Origin of the sequence: Mannheimia varigena (assembly GCF_013377235.1) — a bacterium.
Lineage (GTDB): Bacteria > Pseudomonadota > Gammaproteobacteria > Enterobacterales > Pasteurellaceae > Mannheimia > Mannheimia varigena.
In genome coordinates, this window is record NZ_CP016226.1 from 1,688,627 (window position 1) to 1,706,823 (window position 18,197).

The window sequence follows — 18,197 nt, forward strand, 5'->3', positions numbered from 1 at the left end:
TTAGAGAACAAAACAATGAGTAATATTCCATTAAGAAATGAAGAAGAAATCCAAAAATTACGTGAAGCCTGCAAATTAGCTTCAGATGTGTTAGTGATGATCAAGCCTTATGTGAAAGAAGGTGTAACGACAGGTGAATTAGATAAAATTTGCCACGAATATATTTTGGCAAACGGTGCAACCTCTGCCAGTCTTGGTTATCACGGCTTCCCAAAATCAGTATGTATCTCGCTAAATGAAGTGGTTTGCCACGGTATTCCAAGTGATGATAAAAAACTGAAAAAAGGTGATATTCTAAATATTGATGTAACGGTAATTAAAGATGGCTACTATGGCGACAATTCAATGATGTATGTGGTAGGCGAGCCAAGCGTGCGTGATAAACGCTTAATGGAAGTTACTCAAGAATCCCTTTACATTGGCATTCGTACGGTAAAAGCAGGTATCCGCTTAAAAGAGATCGGCACTGCAATTCAAAAGTATGTGGAAAAAGAGGGTTTCTCTGTTGTGCGTGAATATTGCGGACACGGCATCGGTACCGAGTTCCATTGCGAACCACAAGTAGTTCACTATGCCGCAGATGACGGGGGTGTGGTATTAAAAGAGGGAATGGTGTTTACTATTGAACCAATGGTAAATTCAGGGAAAAAAGAGATCCGTTTAATGGGCGATGGTTGGACAGTAAAAACCAAAGACCGCAGTCATTCTGCTCAATACGAACACCAAATCGTAGTAACGAAAGATGGTTGTGAAGTGCTGACAATTCGTGATGAAGAGATTCAAGAAGGGCGAATTAGCCGTGTGATGAAAAATGTGTAAAATTTTGCGAAAAAACGACCGCTTGTAATAGCAAAAGGGATTAAGTTTTAACTTAATCCCTTTTATTATCAGCTAGTTATAATTATTTTGCTTTAGCTTGTGCTCGTTTTACCCACACAGCTGAAATAGTGAATGCGACAACAAATGAAATCACCATACCTACAGAGTACATTGCAAGGCTATCCGGTTTGATTGATGGAATACCTAAGAAACCAGCCGCACCTAAGGCAATGGCTTTTACATTAAAGAATGCGATAAATGCACTTGCTAAACCTGAGCCGATCATTGCTGCGATGAATGCTTGGCGATAACGCAAGTTCACCCCGAACATTGCAGGTTCTGTAATCCCTAATAATGCTGAAATACCGGACGGAACAGCTAAACCACGCACTTTAGCATCTTTCATTGCGAATGCTACGCCTAAACAGGCTGCACCTTGTGCAATGTTAGACATTGCTGCAATTGGGAATATGAATGTACCACCGGTTTGTGCCACTTCAGCTAATAATTGCGTTTCTACCGCAATAAAGGTTTGGTGCATACCGGTAATTACAATTGGTGCATAGAATGTTCCGAAAATTGCTCCACCGATAAAGCCTAAGCTGTCATATAACCAAGTTAAACCTGCTGAGATGGCTGAACCTGCTTCACGTCCGAATGGACCAATTACCGTAAATGCTAAAATACCTGCGATGAATAATGACATCATCGGCGTAACAAGGTTATCTAAATAACTTGGCACAAATTTACGGAAGGTTTTTTCAAGGGTTGCTAACACCCACGCAGAAATAATCGTTGGAATAACAGTGCCTTGATAGCCTACTTTCTCAATTTCTAAACCGAAAATATTCCAATATTTGATGTTACCTTCCATTAAGGTTTTCGCATAGTTCCAACCATCGGACAATGCTGGGTGAACTAACAACATACCCAATGCCGCCCCTAAGAATGGGTTTCCGCCGAATTTACGAGTTGCGGAGAAACCAAGAAGTACAGGTAAGAATACGAATGGTGCATTGGCAACGGTGTTAATGAAATCCACTAAATCTGCGATAGCAGGATAGCGGCTTACCACAGATTCACCTTCCCAGAAGAAGCCAACCGCAGTAAGCATTGAGTGAATACCCATTAACAAACCGCCCGCCACAATTGCCGGAATGATTGGTACGAAAATATCCGCTAAGCCTTTCACTAAGCGTTGTAACAACGGCTGATTTGCCGCTGCAGCAGCCGCAACATCAGAGGTACTCATATCAGAACCGCCCATCTGTTTTTGCATTTGGGCGTGTACTTCATTTACTGTGCCTGAACCAAAAATAATTTGGTATTGACCTGAAGTAGAGAATTGACCTTTTACGCCTTCGATATTTTCAATGCCTTCTTTATCAATTTTTGATTCATCAGCAATAGTTAAACGTAAACGGGTTGCACAGTGGGCAAGAGCTGTAATGTTTTCTTTTCCGCCTAATTTTGCAATCGTTTGCTCGGCAATTTTTGCATAATTCATAGTTAGTACCTTTTGTGTAATTGAATACAGATATTTTAACTAAAACGGTTTAGCTAAAAAAGGAAAGATTGAAAATTTTTCTAAATTTGTGATTAAGATCACATTTTTGCTAAATAGGGGAGAGATCCGAAATAATGTTCCCATTTGAAACTGTAATCACCCGATTAAACAAAAATAAACTCTCCTCTAGTTGGTGGGTTACCATTAAAAGCGTGAGGTTACGGTTTTGGCAGATATCCAGCACGATTTGTTGCAATTCCTCTCGGCGTTTTGGATCAAGAGCGGAGAAAGGTTCGTCTAAGAGCAAAATTGGTTTATCTCGTAGCAAAGTGCGAGCGAGAGCAACACGTTGTTTTTGTCCGCCTGAAAGCTGATCCGCTTGGCGGTGTAAGAATTCCTGAAGCCCCATTTGGTTGGCAATCTGTTTAACTTGTAATTTTTGTTTTTCATTAAGTGAGAGGCTTGGCACAAGGGCTAAGCCAATATTTTGTTCCACTGTTAAATGCGGAAAAATATTGTTGTCTTGGAATAACATAGAAACCGGGCGTTGTGCTACTTCGGTGTGAGTATGATTTTCTTGATTTAAGAACAATTCGCCTTTCTCTGATTGTTCAAATCCTGCAATTAAATTGAGCAACGTACTTTTGCCAGCTCCGCTTTCGCCCACTACCGCAATCCGCTCGCCTTTAGACACAGAAAGTTGAAAGTGCATACGCATTTGTTCGTAGGTAAAGTGAAGATCGAGTTCTATCATTGTTTTTCCTTTATACATAAAAATGGCAGCAAGGCGAATAGCATCAATATCAATGCGGTAACAGCAGCATCTTCGGTTCTATAGCTCCCAAGCTGTTGATAGAGCAAATAAGGTAGCGAGCTGAAATCGCGGTTTCCAAAAAAGGCAATCACGGTAAAACTGCCTAAACTGGAGGACATCGCTAACGCAAAGGCGGTTGCAAGCGGTCGAATTAGCTGCGTTTTTTCCACAATCCACCAGCGTTGAAAGCCTGTTAGCCCTAAGCCTAGAGCCAGTTTATCGTGACTAGTTAGGCTGTTCCACATTGCTGAAAAAAGCATTGGGTAGATAAAAGGCAGTAAGGTCAAACCGTTACACACGCCCACTAGTATTAATAATTCTGTTGTAGAGAGGTTTTGATTCATCAGTAAAATAAACAAGCCTACCGATAATAAAAAGATAGGTAGCACCAAAGGATAAATAGTTACGCTGCCTAAAATACTGTGGGCGATTTTGGCTTTTTTATAGAGCAGTTGGCGAGCCTCTAATGCGATCAGATAACTAATGCCAATTACGACAAAAGAGGCGATTAGGCTTAAAACCAAAGAGAACTGTGCTGCTTTCCATAATGCAGGGTTGAGCAGTCGCTCACTGAGTTTTGAGACACTCACTCCTGCCCAAACTACGCTTACAAGCGGTAGAATTATTGCAAAACTTTGCAAAAAAATGACCGCTTGTAACAGCCATTTTGCCCAGCCTGTTGGCTTTGGCTTCCAGATATCTACTCGGTTTGGCTGCTGTTTTAATTCTTTAAATGCAGCGGTGGAAATTCGGCTCATCACAAATTGTAAGCCAATACCCACAACAAATTGTACCGCAATTAAAATAATGGCTTTTGCAAAATCAAACTCAAAAGTAACCGCTTGATAAATGGCAACTTCCAGCGTGCTGTATTTCGGGCTGCCACCGAGCATTAATACTATCGGAAAGCTGGTAAAACAAACCAAAAATACCGTCATAAAAATATAAGGAAACAGCGTTTTGATAATGGGCATTTCGACAATATTGATGAAATTCCAGCCCTTTAAATTTAATTGAGCGGCAAGTTGGAAGCGGCTACTTGGGATAAGGTTTAATCCGCTGATGTAATATTTCATCACAAAAGGAATGTTGAATAAGCAGTGAGCAATAATAATGCCGTGTAAGCCGTATAAATTAACTTGCCATTCCAAGCCTAAAAGGCGAAAAAGTTGTACTAGCCAGCCTGAATTGCCAAATACACCAATGACCGCAAAGATAATGACAAGTGAGGGTAGTGCCCAAACAAAAGAGATGGTTTTATAAAGTAATTGTTTGCCTTTAAAGTCTAAATAGAAAAAAGATCTTGCTAAAAGACCACCTAAAATAAGTGAAATGATGGCAGAAAGTGTAGCTTGAAGCGAACTATAAGCAAGAATTTGCAGCACATCGGCACTAGAAATTAACGTGTTGTTTTGTTGATATCCGACCAGTGCCCATAAACTAAAGCCATAAAGAGCAATAATGCCGAAGTAGATAAACCACGCTATTGTCTTGGTTAATTTGCTAAGCATATTGCTCCAATATTGAAGATTAAGGGATATTCGTATTGAAATTATTGTAACATTTCCATTTGGCAGTGTACTAGAATCTTGATTTTTAACAAAAGTTTTTTAAACTTGCTCAAAAAATTAGCAGTTTTTTAGGCTGAAGCAACAAGTTTTTCATTTTTTTAGCGTGTGTTTAATTTGAATTTGTAGTAAAGTTGCGGGCGAAAATCAATTGATTAAAACACATTTTTTTTAACTTTCAAATTTAAGAGGAATACGTTATGTACTCAAAAGATGTTGTTATCACCGCACCTAATGGTTTACACACTCGTCCAGCAGCTGAATTTGTTAAGGCAGCAAAAGGCTTTGCATCTGATATTACTGTTGCTTCTGGTGGCAAAAGTGCAAGTGCAAAGAGCTTATTTAAATTACAAACATTGGGTTTAACTCAAGGTACAACTATTACTATTTCTGCTGAAGGCGAGGATGAGCAAAAAGCAGTTGATTTCTTAGTAGATTTGATTCCTACTTTAGAATAATTTTTCCTATTCTCGGATTAAAATTTATACCACTTTATTGTAGCAAAATGCTGCAATAAAGTGTTTTGCTATGCAACACCAGACGATTTATCGTCTTACATAAGGACACGATTATGATTACAGGTATCGCAGCTTCCCCCGGTGCAGTATTTGGAAAAGCATTGGTTTTAAAAGAAGAACCGATTGTATTAAATACTCGCAAAATTGATGAAAGTGAAGTTGAGGCTGAAAAAGCGAAATTCTTTGAAGGACGTAAAAAAGCTGCAGCACAATTAACTGCAATTAAACAAAAAGCCCGCCGTACGTTAGGCGAAGAAAAAGAAGCGATTTTTGAAGGTCATTTGATGATCTTAGAAGATGAAGAGCTTGAAGAAGAAATTCTGGGTTACCTGAGTGATAATCTTGTTACGGCTGATGTTGCAGCAAGTAAAGTGATTGAAATGCAAGCGGCAATGCTTGCGGAAATTGATGATGAATATTTAAAAGAGCGTGCGGGCGATATTCGTGATATCGGTAATCGTTTAGTGCGGAATATTTTAAATATGAATATTGTAGATTTAGGCGATATTCAAGACGAAGTCATTTTAGTGGCTTACGATTTAACTCCTTCTGAAACGGCACAATTAAATTTAGATAAAGTCTTAGGCTTTATTACGGATATTGGCGGTCGTACTTCTCACACTTCGATTATGGCTCGTTCATTAGAGCTTCCTGCCATTGTAGGGACGAATAATGTTACTTCTTTAGTCAAAACAGGCGATTTCTTAATTTTAGATGCAATTAACAACGAAGTGCATTTAAATCCATCAGAAGAAAAAATAGCAGAGTTTAAAACCTTACAAGATAAATTAAAGGCTGAAAAAGAAGAATTAGCTAAATTAAAAGAGTTACCAGCTCAAACGTTAGATGGTCATAAAGTAGATGTTGCAGGTAACATCGGTACAATCCGTGATGTGGAAAGTGTGTTGCGTAACGGTGGTGAAGCGGTTGGTTTATATCGCACTGAGTTCTTATTTATGGATCGAGCTCAGCTGCCAGGGGAAGAAGAACAATTCCAAGCCTACAAAGAAATTGTAGAAGCAATGGGTAACCAAATGGTTATTCTTCGTACGATGGATATTGGTGGCGATAAAGAATTGCCATACCTAGACTTGCCAAAAGAGATGAACCCATTCTTAGGCTGGCGTGCGGTGCGTATCGGTTTTACTCGCCGTGAAATTTTAGATACCCAGTTGCGTGCGGTATTGCGTGCTTCGGCATTCGGTAACTTGGCGGTAATGTTCCCGATGATCATTTCAGTGGAAGAGATCCGTTTATTAAAATCCATCGTAGCGGAATTAAAAGATCAGCTTCGTGCGGAAGGCCACGCCTTTGATGAAAACCTCAAACTCGGTATTATGGTAGAAACACCATCGGCTGCAGTGAATGCTCGTCATTTAGCGAAAGAGGCAGATTTCTTCAGTATCGGCACTAACGACTTAACCCAATATACGCTGGCGGTGGATCGTGGCAATGAAATTATTGCTCACTTATACAACCCACTTAGCCCATCAGTGTTGAACCTAATCAAACAAGTGATCGATGCGTCTCACGCTGAAGGCAAATGGACAGGAATGTGTGGTGAATTAGCAGGTGACGTACGTGCAACAGCATTATTGCTCGGTATGGGCTTAGACGAGTTCAGTATGAGCGGTATTTCTGTACCACACGTTAAGAAACTCATTCGTTCAATTAATTTTGCTGATGCAAAAGCACTTGCTGATGAAGCCCTTTCTCAACCAACGGCTGCGGATATTGAACGTTTAGTCGATGCGTTTTATCAAAAATTAAACTAATTTAAATTATTTAGCATACAAAAACAAAATTCTCGTATAGAATGTATGAGAATTTTGTCATTCTGAGGGAGATTTAAGATGGGTTTATTCGATAAATTATTTGGCTCAAAACAGAAAGAGAGCAAAGAGATTAAAATTTATGCACCATTAACAGGTGAAATTGTTAACATTGAAGATGTTCCTGATGTGGTTTTTTCTGAAAAAATCGTAGGTGATGGTGTAGCAATCCGACCAGTTGGAGATACGATTGTTTCCCCAGTAAATGGAACTATCGGCAAAATTTTTGAAACTAATCATGCATTTTCAATTGAATCTGAGGATGGTGTTGAATTATTTGTTCACTTTGGTATTGACACTGTTGAACTAAAAGGTGAGGGTTTCTCTCGCTTAGTTCAAGAAGGGCAAACCGTGAAAGTAGGTGATCCAATCATCAAATTTGATTTAGCCTTACTTGAAGGTAAAGCCAAATCTGTTTTAACACCGATCGTGATTTCAAACATGGATGAAATCAGCAACTTATCTAAATTAAATGGTCAAGTTGTTGCTGGCGAGAGTGTTGTTTTAACCTTAACAAAATAATTCTAAAATGATGAAAAGAGCCACGATGTGAAAATCGTGGCTTTTTTATTTAATGAATATTAGATTTCTGTAGATTATTTCTAGATAAAAAATAGGCGACAAGGTAAAATATGCCACAAATTTTGCGTAAAGGGTTTATTTTGAGTATAAAAACAATAAATTGCTTTACGCTTTTCTTTTCTAACTAATTGATATATTTATATTTTTGACTATGGCTAAATTACATATTACCACTTGGGGCTGCCAAATGAATGAGTACGACTCATCAAAAATGGCAGATTTACTCAATTCTACACACGGTTTTGAGCTAACTGAAAATCCGGAAGATGCAGATGTTTTATTACTGAATACTTGTTCTATTCGTGAAAAAGCACAAGAAAAAGTATTCTCTCAGCTTGGTCGTTGGAAAAACTGGAAAAAAGACAAACCAAACCTAATCATTGGTGTGGGTGGTTGTGTTGCTTCGCAAGAAGGAGAGCATATTCGTGATCGTGCTCCTTATGTTGATATTGTATTCGGACCACAAACTCTACACCGTTTACCTGAAATGATTAACCAAATTCGTGGCGGTAAAAGCTCGATTGTGGATATTTCTTTCCCAGAAATCGAAAAATTTGATCGCTTGCCAGAACCAAAAGCCGAAGGCCCAACTGCTTTTGTATCAATTATGGAAGGTTGTAACAAGTACTGCTCGTTCTGCGTGGTGCCTTACACCCGTGGCGAAGAGGTTTCACGCCCAGTGGATGATGTATTATTTGAAATTGCACAACTTGCAGCACAGGGCGTGCGTGAAGTTAATTTACTTGGTCAAAACGTAAATGCGTATCGTGGCGAAACCTTTGATGGCGGTATTTGCACATTCGCAGAATTACTGCGTTTAGTGGCAGCGATTGACGGTATTGACCGCTTGCGTTATACCACGAGCCACCCAATTGAATTTAGCGATGATATTATCGAAGTTTATCGCGATACGCCTGAATTAGTGAGCTTCTTACACTTACCAATTCAAAGCGGTTCAGACCGTGTATTAACAATGATGAAACGTAACCACACGGCATTAGAGTATAAAGCGATTATCCGCAAACTACGTGAAGTTCGCCCTGACATTCAAATCAGCTCAGACTTTATTGTCGGCTTCCCGGGCGAAACGGCGGAAGATTTTGAGCAAACAATGAAAATCATCGAGCAAGTAAACTTTGATATGAGTTTTAGCTTTATCTATTCAGCTCGCCCTGGCACGCCGGCGGCGGATCTGCCTGACAATGTTTCAGAAGATGAGAAAAAAGAGCGTTTATCACGCCTACAACAGCGTATTAACCATCAGGCAATGCAGTTTAGCCGTGCGATGCTCGGCACGGAACAGCGCATTTTGGTTGAAGGTCCATCGAAAAAAGATTTAATGGAGCTTACAGGGCGTACAGAAACCAATCGTGTGGTGAACTTCATGGGTACGCCGGATATGATTGGCAAGTTCGTTGATGTGAAAATTATGGATGTTTACACCAACTCCCTGCGTGGCGAGGTAATCCGCACGGAAGAAGATATGGGATTACGGGTGGTAGAATCGGCTGAAAGTGTTATTGCCCGTACCCGTAAAGAAGATGAGTTAGGTGTTGGCAAATACGTTGTCAATCTGTAAAAAAATTCCGTTTTATGACCGCTTGTAGCTATAATACAAGCGGTCATTTTTTTAGATTTTTTGCAATTTAGCACATCTCAAAATGCAAAAAGTGAGTGAAATTGAGTTGTTTACAATTTATAATAATTTATAGCTAAATCGTTTTAGCTATAATTAAATATAGTTAAATAAAATAGAAAGAGAATATTATGGGCAAGATTTGGGTAACAGGTGATGCTGTTGTTGATTTAATTCCAGATGGCGAAAATCACTATTTAAAATGTGCAGGCGGAGCACCGGCAAATGTGGCGGTAGGTGTTTCTCGTTTAGGCGTTGAAGCCGGGTTTATCGGGCGTGTAGGCAACGATCCGCTTGGTAAATTTATGCGTGAGGTGCTACAAGCTGAAAATGTCTCTGTTGAGAATATGATTTTAGATGACAATCACCGCACTTCAACCGTTGTTGTTGGTTTAGATAATGGCGAGCGTAGCTTTACCTTTATGGTTAATCCAAGTGCCGACCAATTCTTAGAAGTTGGCGATTTACCTGAATTTAGCAAAGGCGATTTTTTACATTGTTGCTCAATTGCCTTAATTAATGACCCATCACGTTCTACCACCATTGAAGCAATTTGCCGTGTAAAACAAGCTGGCGGCTATGTTTCGTTTGATCCAAATCTGCGTGAGTCTCTCTGGAAAAGCCTTGATGAAATGAAATCGGTGGTCAATTCAGTGGTTTCAATGGCAGATATTCTCAAATTTTCGGAAGAAGAACTGACATTATTAACTGATACCGAAACGTTAGAACAAGCCACCCAAGCCATTACGGCACAATATCCTGAAAAATTAATTATCATCACCTTAGGCAAAGATGGGGCGATTTACTACTTCAATGGTAAGAGCCAAATTGTGGCAGGTAAAGCATTAAAACCTGTTGATACCACAGGGGCTGGCGATGCTTTTGTCAGCGGATTATTAGCCGGTTTAGCCAACACGCCGGATTGGAAAGATGAAACAGCTTTAGTAGAAGTTATCCGCAAAGCAAATGCCTCTGGTGCATTAGCCACCACCGCAAAAGGGGCGATGTCGGCTCTGCCGAATAAAGCTCAATTAGAAGCTTTTCTGACGAAATAGTTTTATTTTCCCCTCTCCCTGATTTTTCAGAGAGAGGGGTTATTTATTGAGGAACATCCTATGCACATTTTCAATACCGGCAAATACAAAAGCCTACACGCTCAAAGCGAGGGCGAATTAAATACCATTCGCCAAACTGTACTCTCTGATCTTGATTTCTACCCAACTTACCATCTTGCCCCAGAAACTGGCTTATTTAATGACCCAAACGGCTTAATTTTCGATGGCAAGAACTACCACATCTTTGCTCAATGGTTTCCTTACGGTGCATTGCACGGAATGAAGCATTGGCAGCATTTTATGACCGAAGATTTTCAAACCTTTCAGAAAGGAGAGTTGTTAATTCCTGATGAATTGTTTGAATCGCATGGTTGCTATTCGGGTGGAGCTATTTTATGGCAAGGTAAAATTGTTGCTTTCTATACGGGCAATACTCGCCGTCCTTCTGATAACGCTCGAGTTCCACATCAAAATATTGCAATTTTTGATACCTCCGGTAAATTGTTGGAAAAACGTTGCGTTATTGACCAAGCTCCAGCGGGTTACACCGAACACGTTCGTGATCCGAAACCTTATATTACCGCTGAAGGGAAGATCCGCTTTGTGCTTGGGGCTCAGCGTGAAAATTTAACCGGTACGGCGTTAATTTATGAAATGGATGATCTAGATGACACACCTCGTTTAATCTCCGAGCTTGCAGTGAATGACTTTGATAATAGCAATGTGTTTATGTGGGAATGTCCGGATCTGTTTAGACTTGGTGGAAAAGATCTGTTTGTGTGGTCGCCACAGGGTAAATTGCGTGAAAACCATCAATTTCAAAATAACTACCACGCCACTTATGCGGTAGGGCAGCTAAATGGTAATAGCCTCAACGCGGAGCATATTGAAGAGTTAGATTATGGCTTTGATTTTTATGCCCCACAAACGGTGGAAAATTCGGATCGCATTATGTTTGGTTGGGTTGGTTTGCCTGATCTCACTTATCCAACCGACAAATACCAATGGCATTCAATGCTGACAATACCTCGCAAGCTTTCCTTAAAAAATGGCAAAGTGGTGCAACAACCAATTGTGAATTTAGATGAGCAACAAGCGGTCGAAATTTCAGAAAATTTTGCAATTGATGATTTAGATACTGCTTATTTGCAAATTTCTGTAGAAAATCAACCGCTTATGTTAGATTTTTTCAGCAATGAAAAAGGGCAAAAGCTCACAATGCGTTTTGAAAACGGCGTGTTTAGTTTAGATCGCAGCCAAAGTGAGCAAACAGAGTTAATGGAAAAGTTCGGTACGGTTCGCCATTGTAAAATTGAAAAATTAGATACGCTGGATATCTTCTTTGACCGTTCTGTGGTAGAAATTTTTCTAAATGGGGGCGAAAAAGTGCTGACTTCACGCTTCTTTATTGCCAACCGTGAAAATAGCGTGAAAAGTTCTCGTGCGGTTTATGCAAAAGTAGCAAAAGTAATACCAATTAGCGTAGAATAACATCAAGTTGGCAGGGGTGCCGCTACATTATAAAAAGGAGAAAGTGTGAAAAAACGCTTAACGCTAAGCGATATTGCAAAACTAAGCGGAGTGTCTAAAACCACAGCCAGTATGATTTTAAACGGGCGTGGTAATGATTTTAGAATTAAACCTGAAACTTGCCAAAAAGTAAAAAATATCGCTCAAAAACATGGCTATCGCGCCAATGTGTATGCAAAATCCTTGCAAGCGCAACGCACGAATGTGATTGGCTTAGTCATTCCTGATCTCACCAATTATGGCTTTGCATTAACCGCTAAAACGCTAGAAAAATTATGCCGTGATAACAGGCTGCAGCTTGTAATTGCTTGTTCTGATGACAGCTTTGAAGGGGAGAAAAAAGCGATAGAGCGTTTGTTGGATAGACAGGTAGATTTGCTCATCACAGCTCCCACTCATCACGAACCGAGCTACTATAAAAATATTACGCAATACACCCCTATGTTACAGCTAGACCGTTATATTTCCGGGCTAGATGCGCCATCTATTACCAGTAATGATACCGAAACTATCAGTATGTTAGTGGAAAATATGGTAAGAGCTTATCATCCAAAAGAGTTTTTCTATTTAGGCGGTCAGCTTGCACTTTCTCCTAGCCAAAATCGTTTGAAGGGCTTTCGTGAAGGATTGATTCAATCACATTTAGACTTCGATGAAAATTGGGTGCTACACAAAGATTACCAACCTGAATCGGGCTATCAGATGTTTTCGCAAGTTGTGGAAAAGTTAGGACGATTGCCTGAAGCGGTATTTACTGCTTCTTTTACCTTACTTGAAGGGGTAATGCGTTATTTAACCGAACATCGCCAAATGGATAAACTCTTAACTCAAGAACTTCATTTAGCTACTTTTGACGATCATCATTTATTGAATGCGTTGCCGTTCCATATTCATTCAATTAAACAAGAACACTCACAGATTGCAGAACAAACATTCGCCTTAATTCAACAAAAATTAGCCCAAAAGAGAGTGGAAAGTGTAAAAGTGAATTGTGAAATTTTATGGCGAAAATCGATTTAAGAGGAAGTTATGGCACATTTTTATGAATATCTTGAGTTTAGTAATGATGAAGATCGTGAAAATCAGCTAGAAGTCTATGTTGAAGTAAGGCTAGAGCCAGAAACGGAAGATAAGCTGAAAGCCCTTAGTGTTCAAGGCGATTGGCTTGTGATGGCAGAACCGCATTGCCCCGATTGTGTGGAAGTGGTTGCGTATTTTCAACGTATGGCAAAACTCAATCCCAATATCAAAGTAGAATATATTTCTTGCAAAGAAGCCCAGCAAGAGAAAAAATTCAATAACGATGAACAGCTACAAGCGGTCATTTCTGAACAAAAATTTCCCACTATTTTTGATGTGAGTGGCGATAAGACTGAAATTGTTTTATCAGAATTTCCGCAGTTTCTGAAAGTTAAAATTAACGCTCAACCAGAAAAAACTGATGAATTAATCGCGGATTTCCGAATGGGAAAATTAGGAAAAGAGGTTGAGAAAGAATTGTTGGCGGTTTTAACCAAAGTTAAATAATTACCTAAATTCCTCCAACCATAATTGCAGAACCTACCTAATTTCTGTATAATCTGCAATCTTTTTATGAATAAAAATGAATATATCTTTGGAGTAAATTTATGGCTCGTGTAACCGTACAAGAAGCAGCGGAGAAAATTGGCAACCGTTTTGATTTAATCTTAATTGCTGCACGTCGTGCAAGACAATTACAACTTCACACGCGTGAGCCACTTGTGCCTGAAGAAAATGATAAACCAACCGTTATTGCATTGCGTGAAATTGAAGAAGGTTTAATTACTACTGATATTATGGATCAGTTAGAAAACCACGAGTCTATTAAACAAGAAGCGGCAGAGCAAGAAGCGATTTCGTTTTTAACTGAAATGAGTAACGAAGCGTAATTTTATTTTTCGTCAAGAGAGAATGGGCAATTGGGTCTGCAAGCGGTAGGATTTTCCTAAAAATTTGCAAATTCGTTGTCCATTTTTATTTCTGTTGAGGTATAACGTGTATCTTTTTGAACCTTTAGATCTAATTATTCAAGGCTACCTACCACCAGAACAAATTGAACGTGTTAAACGTGCTTATGTGATTGCACGAGATGCTCATGAGGGGCAAACACGCTCAAGCGGAGAGCCTTACATCACACACCCAGTTGCGGTAGCTTCTATCATTGCTGAGATGAAATTAGATCACGAAGCGGTAATTGCAGCTCTACTGCACGATGTTATTGAAGATACGCCTTACACCGAAGAAGAACTTGCAGCTGAATTTGGACAGAGCGTTGCTGATATTGTGCAGGGCGTTTCTAAGCTCGATAAGTTGAAGTTCCGTACCCGCCAAGAAGCCGAAGTGGCAAATTTCCGCAAAATGATTTTGGCGATGACGAAAGATATTCGTGTTGTTTTGATAAAACTCGCCGACCGTACTCACAATATGCGAACCTTAGGTTCACTTCGTCCCGACAAACGCCGCCGTATTGCAAAAGAAACATTGGAAATTTACAGCCCGTTAGCCCATCGTTTAGGTATTGAGCATATTAAAAATGAGCTAGAAGATCTAGGCTTTGAGGCAATGCACCCGCAACGTTATCGCGTATTAAAAATGGCAATTGCGAGTGCCAGAGGTCATCGTAAAGAGCTTATTCAACGCATTGCAGATGATATTAAGGGGCGTTTAGAGGATGTGAAAATTGAAGCTCGAGTTTATGGGCGTGAAAAGCATCTCTATTCGATTTATCAAAAAATGCGCCAGAAAGATCAGCATTTTCATTCCATTTTAGATATTTACGCTTTCCGTGTGGTAGTTGGGAATGTGGATAATTGCTATCGCGTATTGGGACAGATGCATGCATTATATAAACCTCGTCCGAAGCGTGTGAAAGATTATATTGCAGTGCCGAAACCAAATGGCTATCAATCATTACATACTTCAATGATTGGCCCACACGGTGTGCCGGTTGAGGTGCAAATTCGTACCGAAGATATGGATAAAATGGCGGATATGGGAGTTACTGCTCATTGGCGCTATAAAGAGGGCGAAAGTCCGCACAATACCACTATGCAGTTGAAAGCACAGCAGTGGTTACAAAGTATTGTTGAATTGCAAAACAGTGCGGGCAACTCAGCAGAGTTTATTGATAGCGTAAAATCTGATCTTTTCTCTGATGATATTTTCGTATTTACTCCAAAAGGACGTATTGTGGAACTGCCTGCGAATGCAACAGCGATTGATTTTGCCTACGCCGTTCACTCAGGTATTGGCGATCGTTGTGTTGGTGCACTTGTAGATCGAAATCCATATCCACTCACTGAGCCTTTACGGACAGGACAGACGATTGAAATTATTACCGAGCAGGGCAAACGACCGAAAGCTTCTTGGCTGAACTTTGTGGTAACGGGTAAGGCTCGTGCGAAAATTCGTCAGTTCCTCAAAAATCAAGAACACGATGAAGCCATTGAATTAGGCAAACGTCAATTAGTCCGTGTGATGAATTTGAATTCGATTGATGAACTTAAACCAGAAGTCATTCAGCCTGTATTAGATGAGCTACGCTTAGCTACTTTTGATGATTTGTTAGCTGAAATTGGACTGGGTAATCAGATGAGTAGCGTGATCGCACAACGCTTATCTGGCGAAACATTGCAAATTGATACGGATGGCAACCCAGAAAATAACCAACCGATAAAAATTGAAGGTGTGGAAAATCATCTTATCAGTTTCGCAAAATGCTGTTTACCGATACCGGGCGATGACATTATTGCTTACGTGAGTTCAGGCAAAGGCTTGGTTATTCACAATACTTGTTGTGCAAATGTGAAAGATTACGCTATCGATCAAAGCCATTATCTACCTGTAATGTGGGAAGTTGCGAAAGAAAAAGCTATCAAGTTTGAAACTGAGATTGTGTTAGATATTATGAATGAGCCAGGTGTGTTGGCAGCCATTACTTCAACCTTTGCGAAGATGGACAGCAACATCGGTAGCATTCATAGTGAAGCAAGAGAGGGCAATGTCTATCAAGTGATATTCCAAATCTCCGTTATCGACAAAGCTCATTTTGAGGCGATTTTACGCAAACTTTCCAGCATTAATGGCGTGGTAAAAGTGGCTCGCAAATAGATAATAAGCTAAGTAACAAGCGGTTAAATTTTATGAAAATTTAACCGCTTGTATTTTATTTCTATTTCTTACATTTTTGCTTCAATCAATTTCACTAAAGCTCTAATGTGATCGCCATTTGCATTTAATGCAGGAATGTAACGATAAGATTCTCCGCCTGCGTGTTCAAAATTCTCACGGTTTTCTTCTGCAATTTCTTCCAATGTTTCTAAGCAATCTGCTGAAAAGCCCGGACATACTACAGCCACTTTTTTCACACCTTTTTGTGGGAAGTTTTCAAGAGTTTCATCAGTATAAGGCTGTAACCATTCTTCATCGCCAAAACGTGATTGGAAAGATAAAAGCCATCTATGCTTTGGTAAACCTAATTTTTCTGCAACTAATTCAGCGGTTTCATAACAATGTCTGGAGTAAAAGTCGCCCTCATCTTCATAACGTTTTGGAATGCCGTGAAAAGAGAAGAGTAACAGCTCATCTTGTTCAATCTGTATAGAATTCGCTAAGGCTTGAATATAAAGTGGATCGTTGTGATAGCTATGAATAAAATCAAACGGCACAATTTTACGTTGTGATTTTAAACCGTTTGCGAAAGCATCAAATACCGACGCAGTTGTCGTGCTGCTATACTGTGGATAAAGAGGAAGCACGATAATTCGCTCAACGCCTTGTTTGATTAAGTTGTCTGTCGCACTTTCGATGCTTGGATTACCGTAAGACATCCCCAATTCCACCACTACATTTTTACCTTTTGCATCAAAATAACGTTGAACGGAACGTTGTTGCTCACGAGAAATAACTAATAACGGCGAGCCTTCTTCACTCCAAACCGATTGGTATAATTTTGCAACTTTTGGCGAGCGTTTTGGTAACACTATAAAATTTAAAATCGCCTGCCATTTCACTTTAGGTAAGTCGATAACACGAGGATCGCTTAAAAATTGTTTTAAATAACGCTTAACGGCAGGGGCTGTAGGCTCATCTGGTGTGCCTAAATTGGCTAACAAAATACCGATTTTTTGCTGGTTCATAGTATATTCCCAAAATTTATAACTAAATGAGTATGAAGCGATTATGCCATAAAGAAATATAAATTTCTGCGATTATTACAAGCGGTCGTATTTTTCAAAAACTTTGCAAACAATCTGATTTGTACTTAGATTGATTCTTGCTTTTTGTTTTGTTTGCCTGTAGAATTGCAACTCTTTTTTATGGTCCTTGTTTGGCAGAAACATTTTGTATGCCAACTTTTTAAATATTTAGGTAGATAGCAATGAAACGTACATTTCAACCATCAGTATTAAAACGTGCTCGTACACACGGTTTCCGTGCTCGTATGGCTACTAAAAACGGTCGTCAAGTATTAGCACGTCGTCGTGCTAAAGGTCGTAAATCTTTATCTGCATAATTGCAGAATCAGCCAAAACACCTTTCTAATTAAGTGTGAAGAAGCTAAATTTTTCTCGGGAGCTGCGTTTGTTAGCTCCCGTTCAATTTAAAGCGGTGTTTGAAGAACCGCTTCGAGCCAGCACTCCTCAAATGACCCTTCTTGCGAGAGAGAATACAGTAGATAATCCTCGTCTCGGTTTAACTGTTGCTAAAAAACATCTAAAACGAGCTCACGATCGCAATCGTATTAAACGCATTGTGAGAGAAAGTTTTCGCCTAAAACAGCACGAATTACCCAATTTTGATTTTGTGTTTGTGGCAAAAGGTGGAATTGGCAAATTAGACAACGCAACGCTTTTCGATACTCTGGAAAAATTATGGGCAAGACATATCCGTCTGAGCAAAAAGCCAACTCAAAGCAATCATCAGAGCAACCAATAAGCAAGCCAAAACGCATCAGTTTATTGGCAAGATTACTCTTGCTTCCCATCTATTTCTACCGCTATGCTATCAGCCCGTTGATTGGCCCTCGCTGCCGATTTTATCCGACTTGTTCTACTTATGCGGTGGAAGCGATTAAAATTCACGGAGCAATTAAAGGTGGGTATCTCGCTTTTAAACGGATTTTACGTTGTAACCCAATGAGTGAAGGTGGGGAAGACCCTGTTCCGCCACGTGAAAGGAAATGTTGTAAATGCGAGAGAAATGAAAAATAGCCTAAACTAAAAAGCTAGGCTATTTTACTTTATACAAGCAGTCACAAAAAGTATTGCTTTTTGAACGTTGGCTTTGCCAACGGCAGCGAAGCTGTGAACAATC

At 39.7% G+C, this 18,197-nt stretch carries 18 protein-coding genes; 14 read left to right on the plus strand and 4 right to left on the minus strand.

Annotated elements, in window-relative coordinates; genetic code table 11:
* Positions 1–15: 15 nt before the first annotated feature.
* Positions 16–819: a type I methionyl aminopeptidase gene (map, locus tag A6B40_RS07920; protein ID WP_025247190.1), complete on the plus strand. Its 804-nt coding sequence runs from the start codon at positions 16–18 to the stop codon at positions 817–819.
* An 82-nt stretch (positions 820–901) separates the two neighbouring features.
* Here the strand turns inward: map and A6B40_RS07925 are convergent, their stop codons facing one another.
* From A6B40_RS07925 to thiP, 3 genes are all read right to left on the minus strand, one after another.
* The gene (locus A6B40_RS07925) at positions 902–2,326 is read right to left on the minus strand and encodes a sucrose-specific PTS transporter subunit IIBC (RefSeq protein ID WP_025216572.1); all 1,425 of its coding nucleotides are present in this window, start codon (positions 2,324–2,326) and stop codon (positions 902–904) included.
* A 109-nt stretch (positions 2,327–2,435) separates the two neighbouring features.
* Positions 2,436–3,080, minus strand: a complete 645-nt coding sequence (gene thiQ / locus A6B40_RS07930; protein WP_025343044.1) for a thiamine ABC transporter ATP-binding protein — start codon at positions 3,078–3,080, stop codon at positions 2,436–2,438.
* Entirely contained in the window at positions 3,077–4,651 is a 1,575-nt protein-coding gene (thiP, locus tag A6B40_RS07935; protein WP_176672075.1) for a thiamine/thiamine pyrophosphate ABC transporter permease ThiP, read from the minus strand. The genes thiQ and thiP overlap by 4 nt, the downstream gene beginning before the upstream one ends.
* 257 nt (positions 4,652–4,908) lie before the next feature.
* Between thiP and ptsH the strand changes: the two genes are divergently transcribed.
* The 10 genes from ptsH to spoT all read left to right on the plus strand — a co-directional run bounded on the left by ptsH (position 4,909) and on the right by spoT (position 15,992).
* On the plus strand, positions 4,909–5,166 hold the full coding sequence (ptsH, locus tag A6B40_RS07940; protein WP_025216575.1) for a phosphocarrier protein Hpr: 258 nt from the start codon (positions 4,909–4,911) through the stop codon (positions 5,164–5,166).
* Between the two features lie 113 nt (positions 5,167–5,279).
* A complete protein-coding gene (gene ptsI / locus A6B40_RS07945) occupies positions 5,280–7,001 on the plus strand; it encodes a phosphoenolpyruvate-protein phosphotransferase PtsI (protein ID WP_176672076.1) in 1,722 nt (573 codons plus the stop codon).
* Between the two features lie 78 nt (positions 7,002–7,079).
* Complete coding sequence (crr, locus tag A6B40_RS07950) at positions 7,080–7,580, plus strand: PTS glucose transporter subunit IIA (RefSeq protein WP_025216577.1); 501 nt, start codon at positions 7,080–7,082, stop codon at positions 7,578–7,580.
* Between the two features lie 211 nt (positions 7,581–7,791).
* Positions 7,792–9,219 carry a tRNA (N6-isopentenyl adenosine(37)-C2)-methylthiotransferase MiaB gene (gene miaB / locus A6B40_RS07955; RefSeq protein WP_176672077.1) on the plus strand — a complete coding sequence of 476 codons (1,428 nt, stop codon included), beginning with the start codon at positions 7,792–7,794 and terminating at the stop codon, positions 9,217–9,219.
* A gap of 188 nt (positions 9,220–9,407) precedes the next feature.
* Positions 9,408–10,331: an aminoimidazole riboside kinase gene (locus A6B40_RS07960; protein ID WP_176672078.1), complete on the plus strand. Its 924-nt coding sequence runs from the start codon at positions 9,408–9,410 to the stop codon at positions 10,329–10,331.
* A gap of 60 nt (positions 10,332–10,391) precedes the next feature.
* The gene (locus A6B40_RS07965; protein ID WP_176672079.1) at positions 10,392–11,822 is read left to right on the plus strand and encodes a glycoside hydrolase family 32 protein; all 1,431 of its coding nucleotides are present in this window, start codon (positions 10,392–10,394) and stop codon (positions 11,820–11,822) included.
* 45 nt (positions 11,823–11,867) lie between these two features.
* Positions 11,868–12,881, plus strand: a complete 1,014-nt coding sequence (locus A6B40_RS07970) for a LacI family DNA-binding transcriptional regulator (RefSeq protein WP_176672080.1) — start codon at positions 11,868–11,870, stop codon at positions 12,879–12,881.
* Between the two features lie 9 nt (positions 12,882–12,890).
* Positions 12,891–13,388: a thioredoxin family protein gene (locus A6B40_RS07975; protein WP_025216582.1), complete on the plus strand. Its 498-nt coding sequence runs from the start codon at positions 12,891–12,893 to the stop codon at positions 13,386–13,388.
* A gap of 101 nt (positions 13,389–13,489) precedes the next feature.
* A complete protein-coding gene (rpoZ, locus tag A6B40_RS07980; RefSeq protein ID WP_025216583.1) occupies positions 13,490–13,771 on the plus strand; it encodes a DNA-directed RNA polymerase subunit omega in 282 nt (93 codons plus the stop codon).
* 106 nt (positions 13,772–13,877) lie between these two features.
* Complete coding sequence (gene spoT, locus A6B40_RS07985) at positions 13,878–15,992, plus strand: bifunctional GTP diphosphokinase/guanosine-3',5'-bis pyrophosphate 3'-pyrophosphohydrolase (protein ID WP_038642956.1); 2,115 nt, start codon at positions 13,878–13,880, stop codon at positions 15,990–15,992.
* A 68-nt stretch (positions 15,993–16,060) separates the two neighbouring features.
* Here the strand turns inward: spoT and hemH are convergent, their stop codons facing one another.
* Positions 16,061–17,020, minus strand: a complete 960-nt coding sequence (gene hemH, locus A6B40_RS07990) for a ferrochelatase (RefSeq protein ID WP_025247199.1) — start codon at positions 17,018–17,020, stop codon at positions 16,061–16,063.
* 242 nt (positions 17,021–17,262) lie between these two features.
* On the opposite strand from hemH, the gene rpmH reads away from it, so the two are divergent.
* The 3 genes from rpmH (at position 17,263) to yidD (ending at position 18,094) form a co-directional block, all read left to right on the plus strand.
* Positions 17,263–17,397, plus strand: coding sequence for a 50S ribosomal protein L34 (gene rpmH, locus A6B40_RS07995; RefSeq protein ID WP_005599701.1), 135 nt, complete (start codon positions 17,263–17,265; stop codon positions 17,395–17,397).
* A gap of 68 nt (positions 17,398–17,465) precedes the next feature.
* A complete protein-coding gene (gene rnpA / locus A6B40_RS08000) occupies positions 17,466–17,819 on the plus strand; it encodes a ribonuclease P protein component (RefSeq protein WP_025343035.1) in 354 nt (117 codons plus the stop codon).
* Positions 17,756–18,094, plus strand: a complete 339-nt coding sequence (gene yidD, locus A6B40_RS08005; RefSeq protein WP_176672081.1) for a membrane protein insertion efficiency factor YidD — start codon at positions 17,756–17,758, stop codon at positions 18,092–18,094. Before rnpA ends, yidD begins: the two co-directional genes overlap by 64 nt.
* Positions 18,095–18,197 lie beyond the last annotated feature (103 nt).

Bases quoted from the DNA above. Each gene is read 5' to 3' on its own strand.
- yidD (WP_176672081.1), top strand. From the start codon at position 17,756: ATGGGCAAGACATATCCGTCTGAGCAAAAAGCCAACTCAAAGCAATCA.
- miaB (WP_176672077.1), top strand. From the start codon at position 7,792: ATGGCTAAATTACATATTACCACTTGGGGCTGCCAAATGAATGAGTAC.
- rpoZ (WP_025216583.1), top strand. From the start codon at position 13,490: ATGGCTCGTGTAACCGTACAAGAAGCAGCGGAGAAAATTGGCAACCGT.
- crr (WP_025216577.1), top strand. From the start codon at position 7,080: ATGGGTTTATTCGATAAATTATTTGGCTCAAAACAGAAAGAGAGCAAA.
- A6B40_RS07925 (WP_025216572.1), bottom strand. From the start codon at position 2,326: ATGAATTATGCAAAAATTGCCGAGCAAACGATTGCAAAATTAGGCGGA.
- A6B40_RS07975 (WP_025216582.1), top strand. From the start codon at position 12,891: ATGGCACATTTTTATGAATATCTTGAGTTTAGTAATGATGAAGATCGT.
- A6B40_RS07965 (WP_176672079.1), top strand. From the start codon at position 10,392: ATGCACATTTTCAATACCGGCAAATACAAAAGCCTACACGCTCAAAGC.
- thiP (WP_176672075.1), bottom strand. From the start codon at position 4,651: ATGCTTAGCAAATTAACCAAGACAATAGCGTGGTTTATCTACTTCGGC.
- ptsH (WP_025216575.1), top strand. From the start codon at position 4,909: ATGTACTCAAAAGATGTTGTTATCACCGCACCTAATGGTTTACACACT.
- hemH (WP_025247199.1), bottom strand. From the start codon at position 17,020: ATGAACCAGCAAAAAATCGGTATTTTGTTAGCCAATTTAGGCACACCA.
- ptsI (WP_176672076.1), top strand. From the start codon at position 5,280: ATGATTACAGGTATCGCAGCTTCCCCCGGTGCAGTATTTGGAAAAGCA.
- map (WP_025247190.1), top strand. From the start codon at position 16: ATGAGTAATATTCCATTAAGAAATGAAGAAGAAATCCAAAAATTACGT.
- A6B40_RS07960 (WP_176672078.1), top strand. From the start codon at position 9,408: ATGGGCAAGATTTGGGTAACAGGTGATGCTGTTGTTGATTTAATTCCA.
- thiQ (WP_025343044.1), bottom strand. From the start codon at position 3,080: ATGATAGAACTCGATCTTCACTTTACCTACGAACAAATGCGTATGCAC.
- rpmH (WP_005599701.1), top strand. From the start codon at position 17,263: ATGAAACGTACATTTCAACCATCAGTATTAAAACGTGCTCGTACACAC.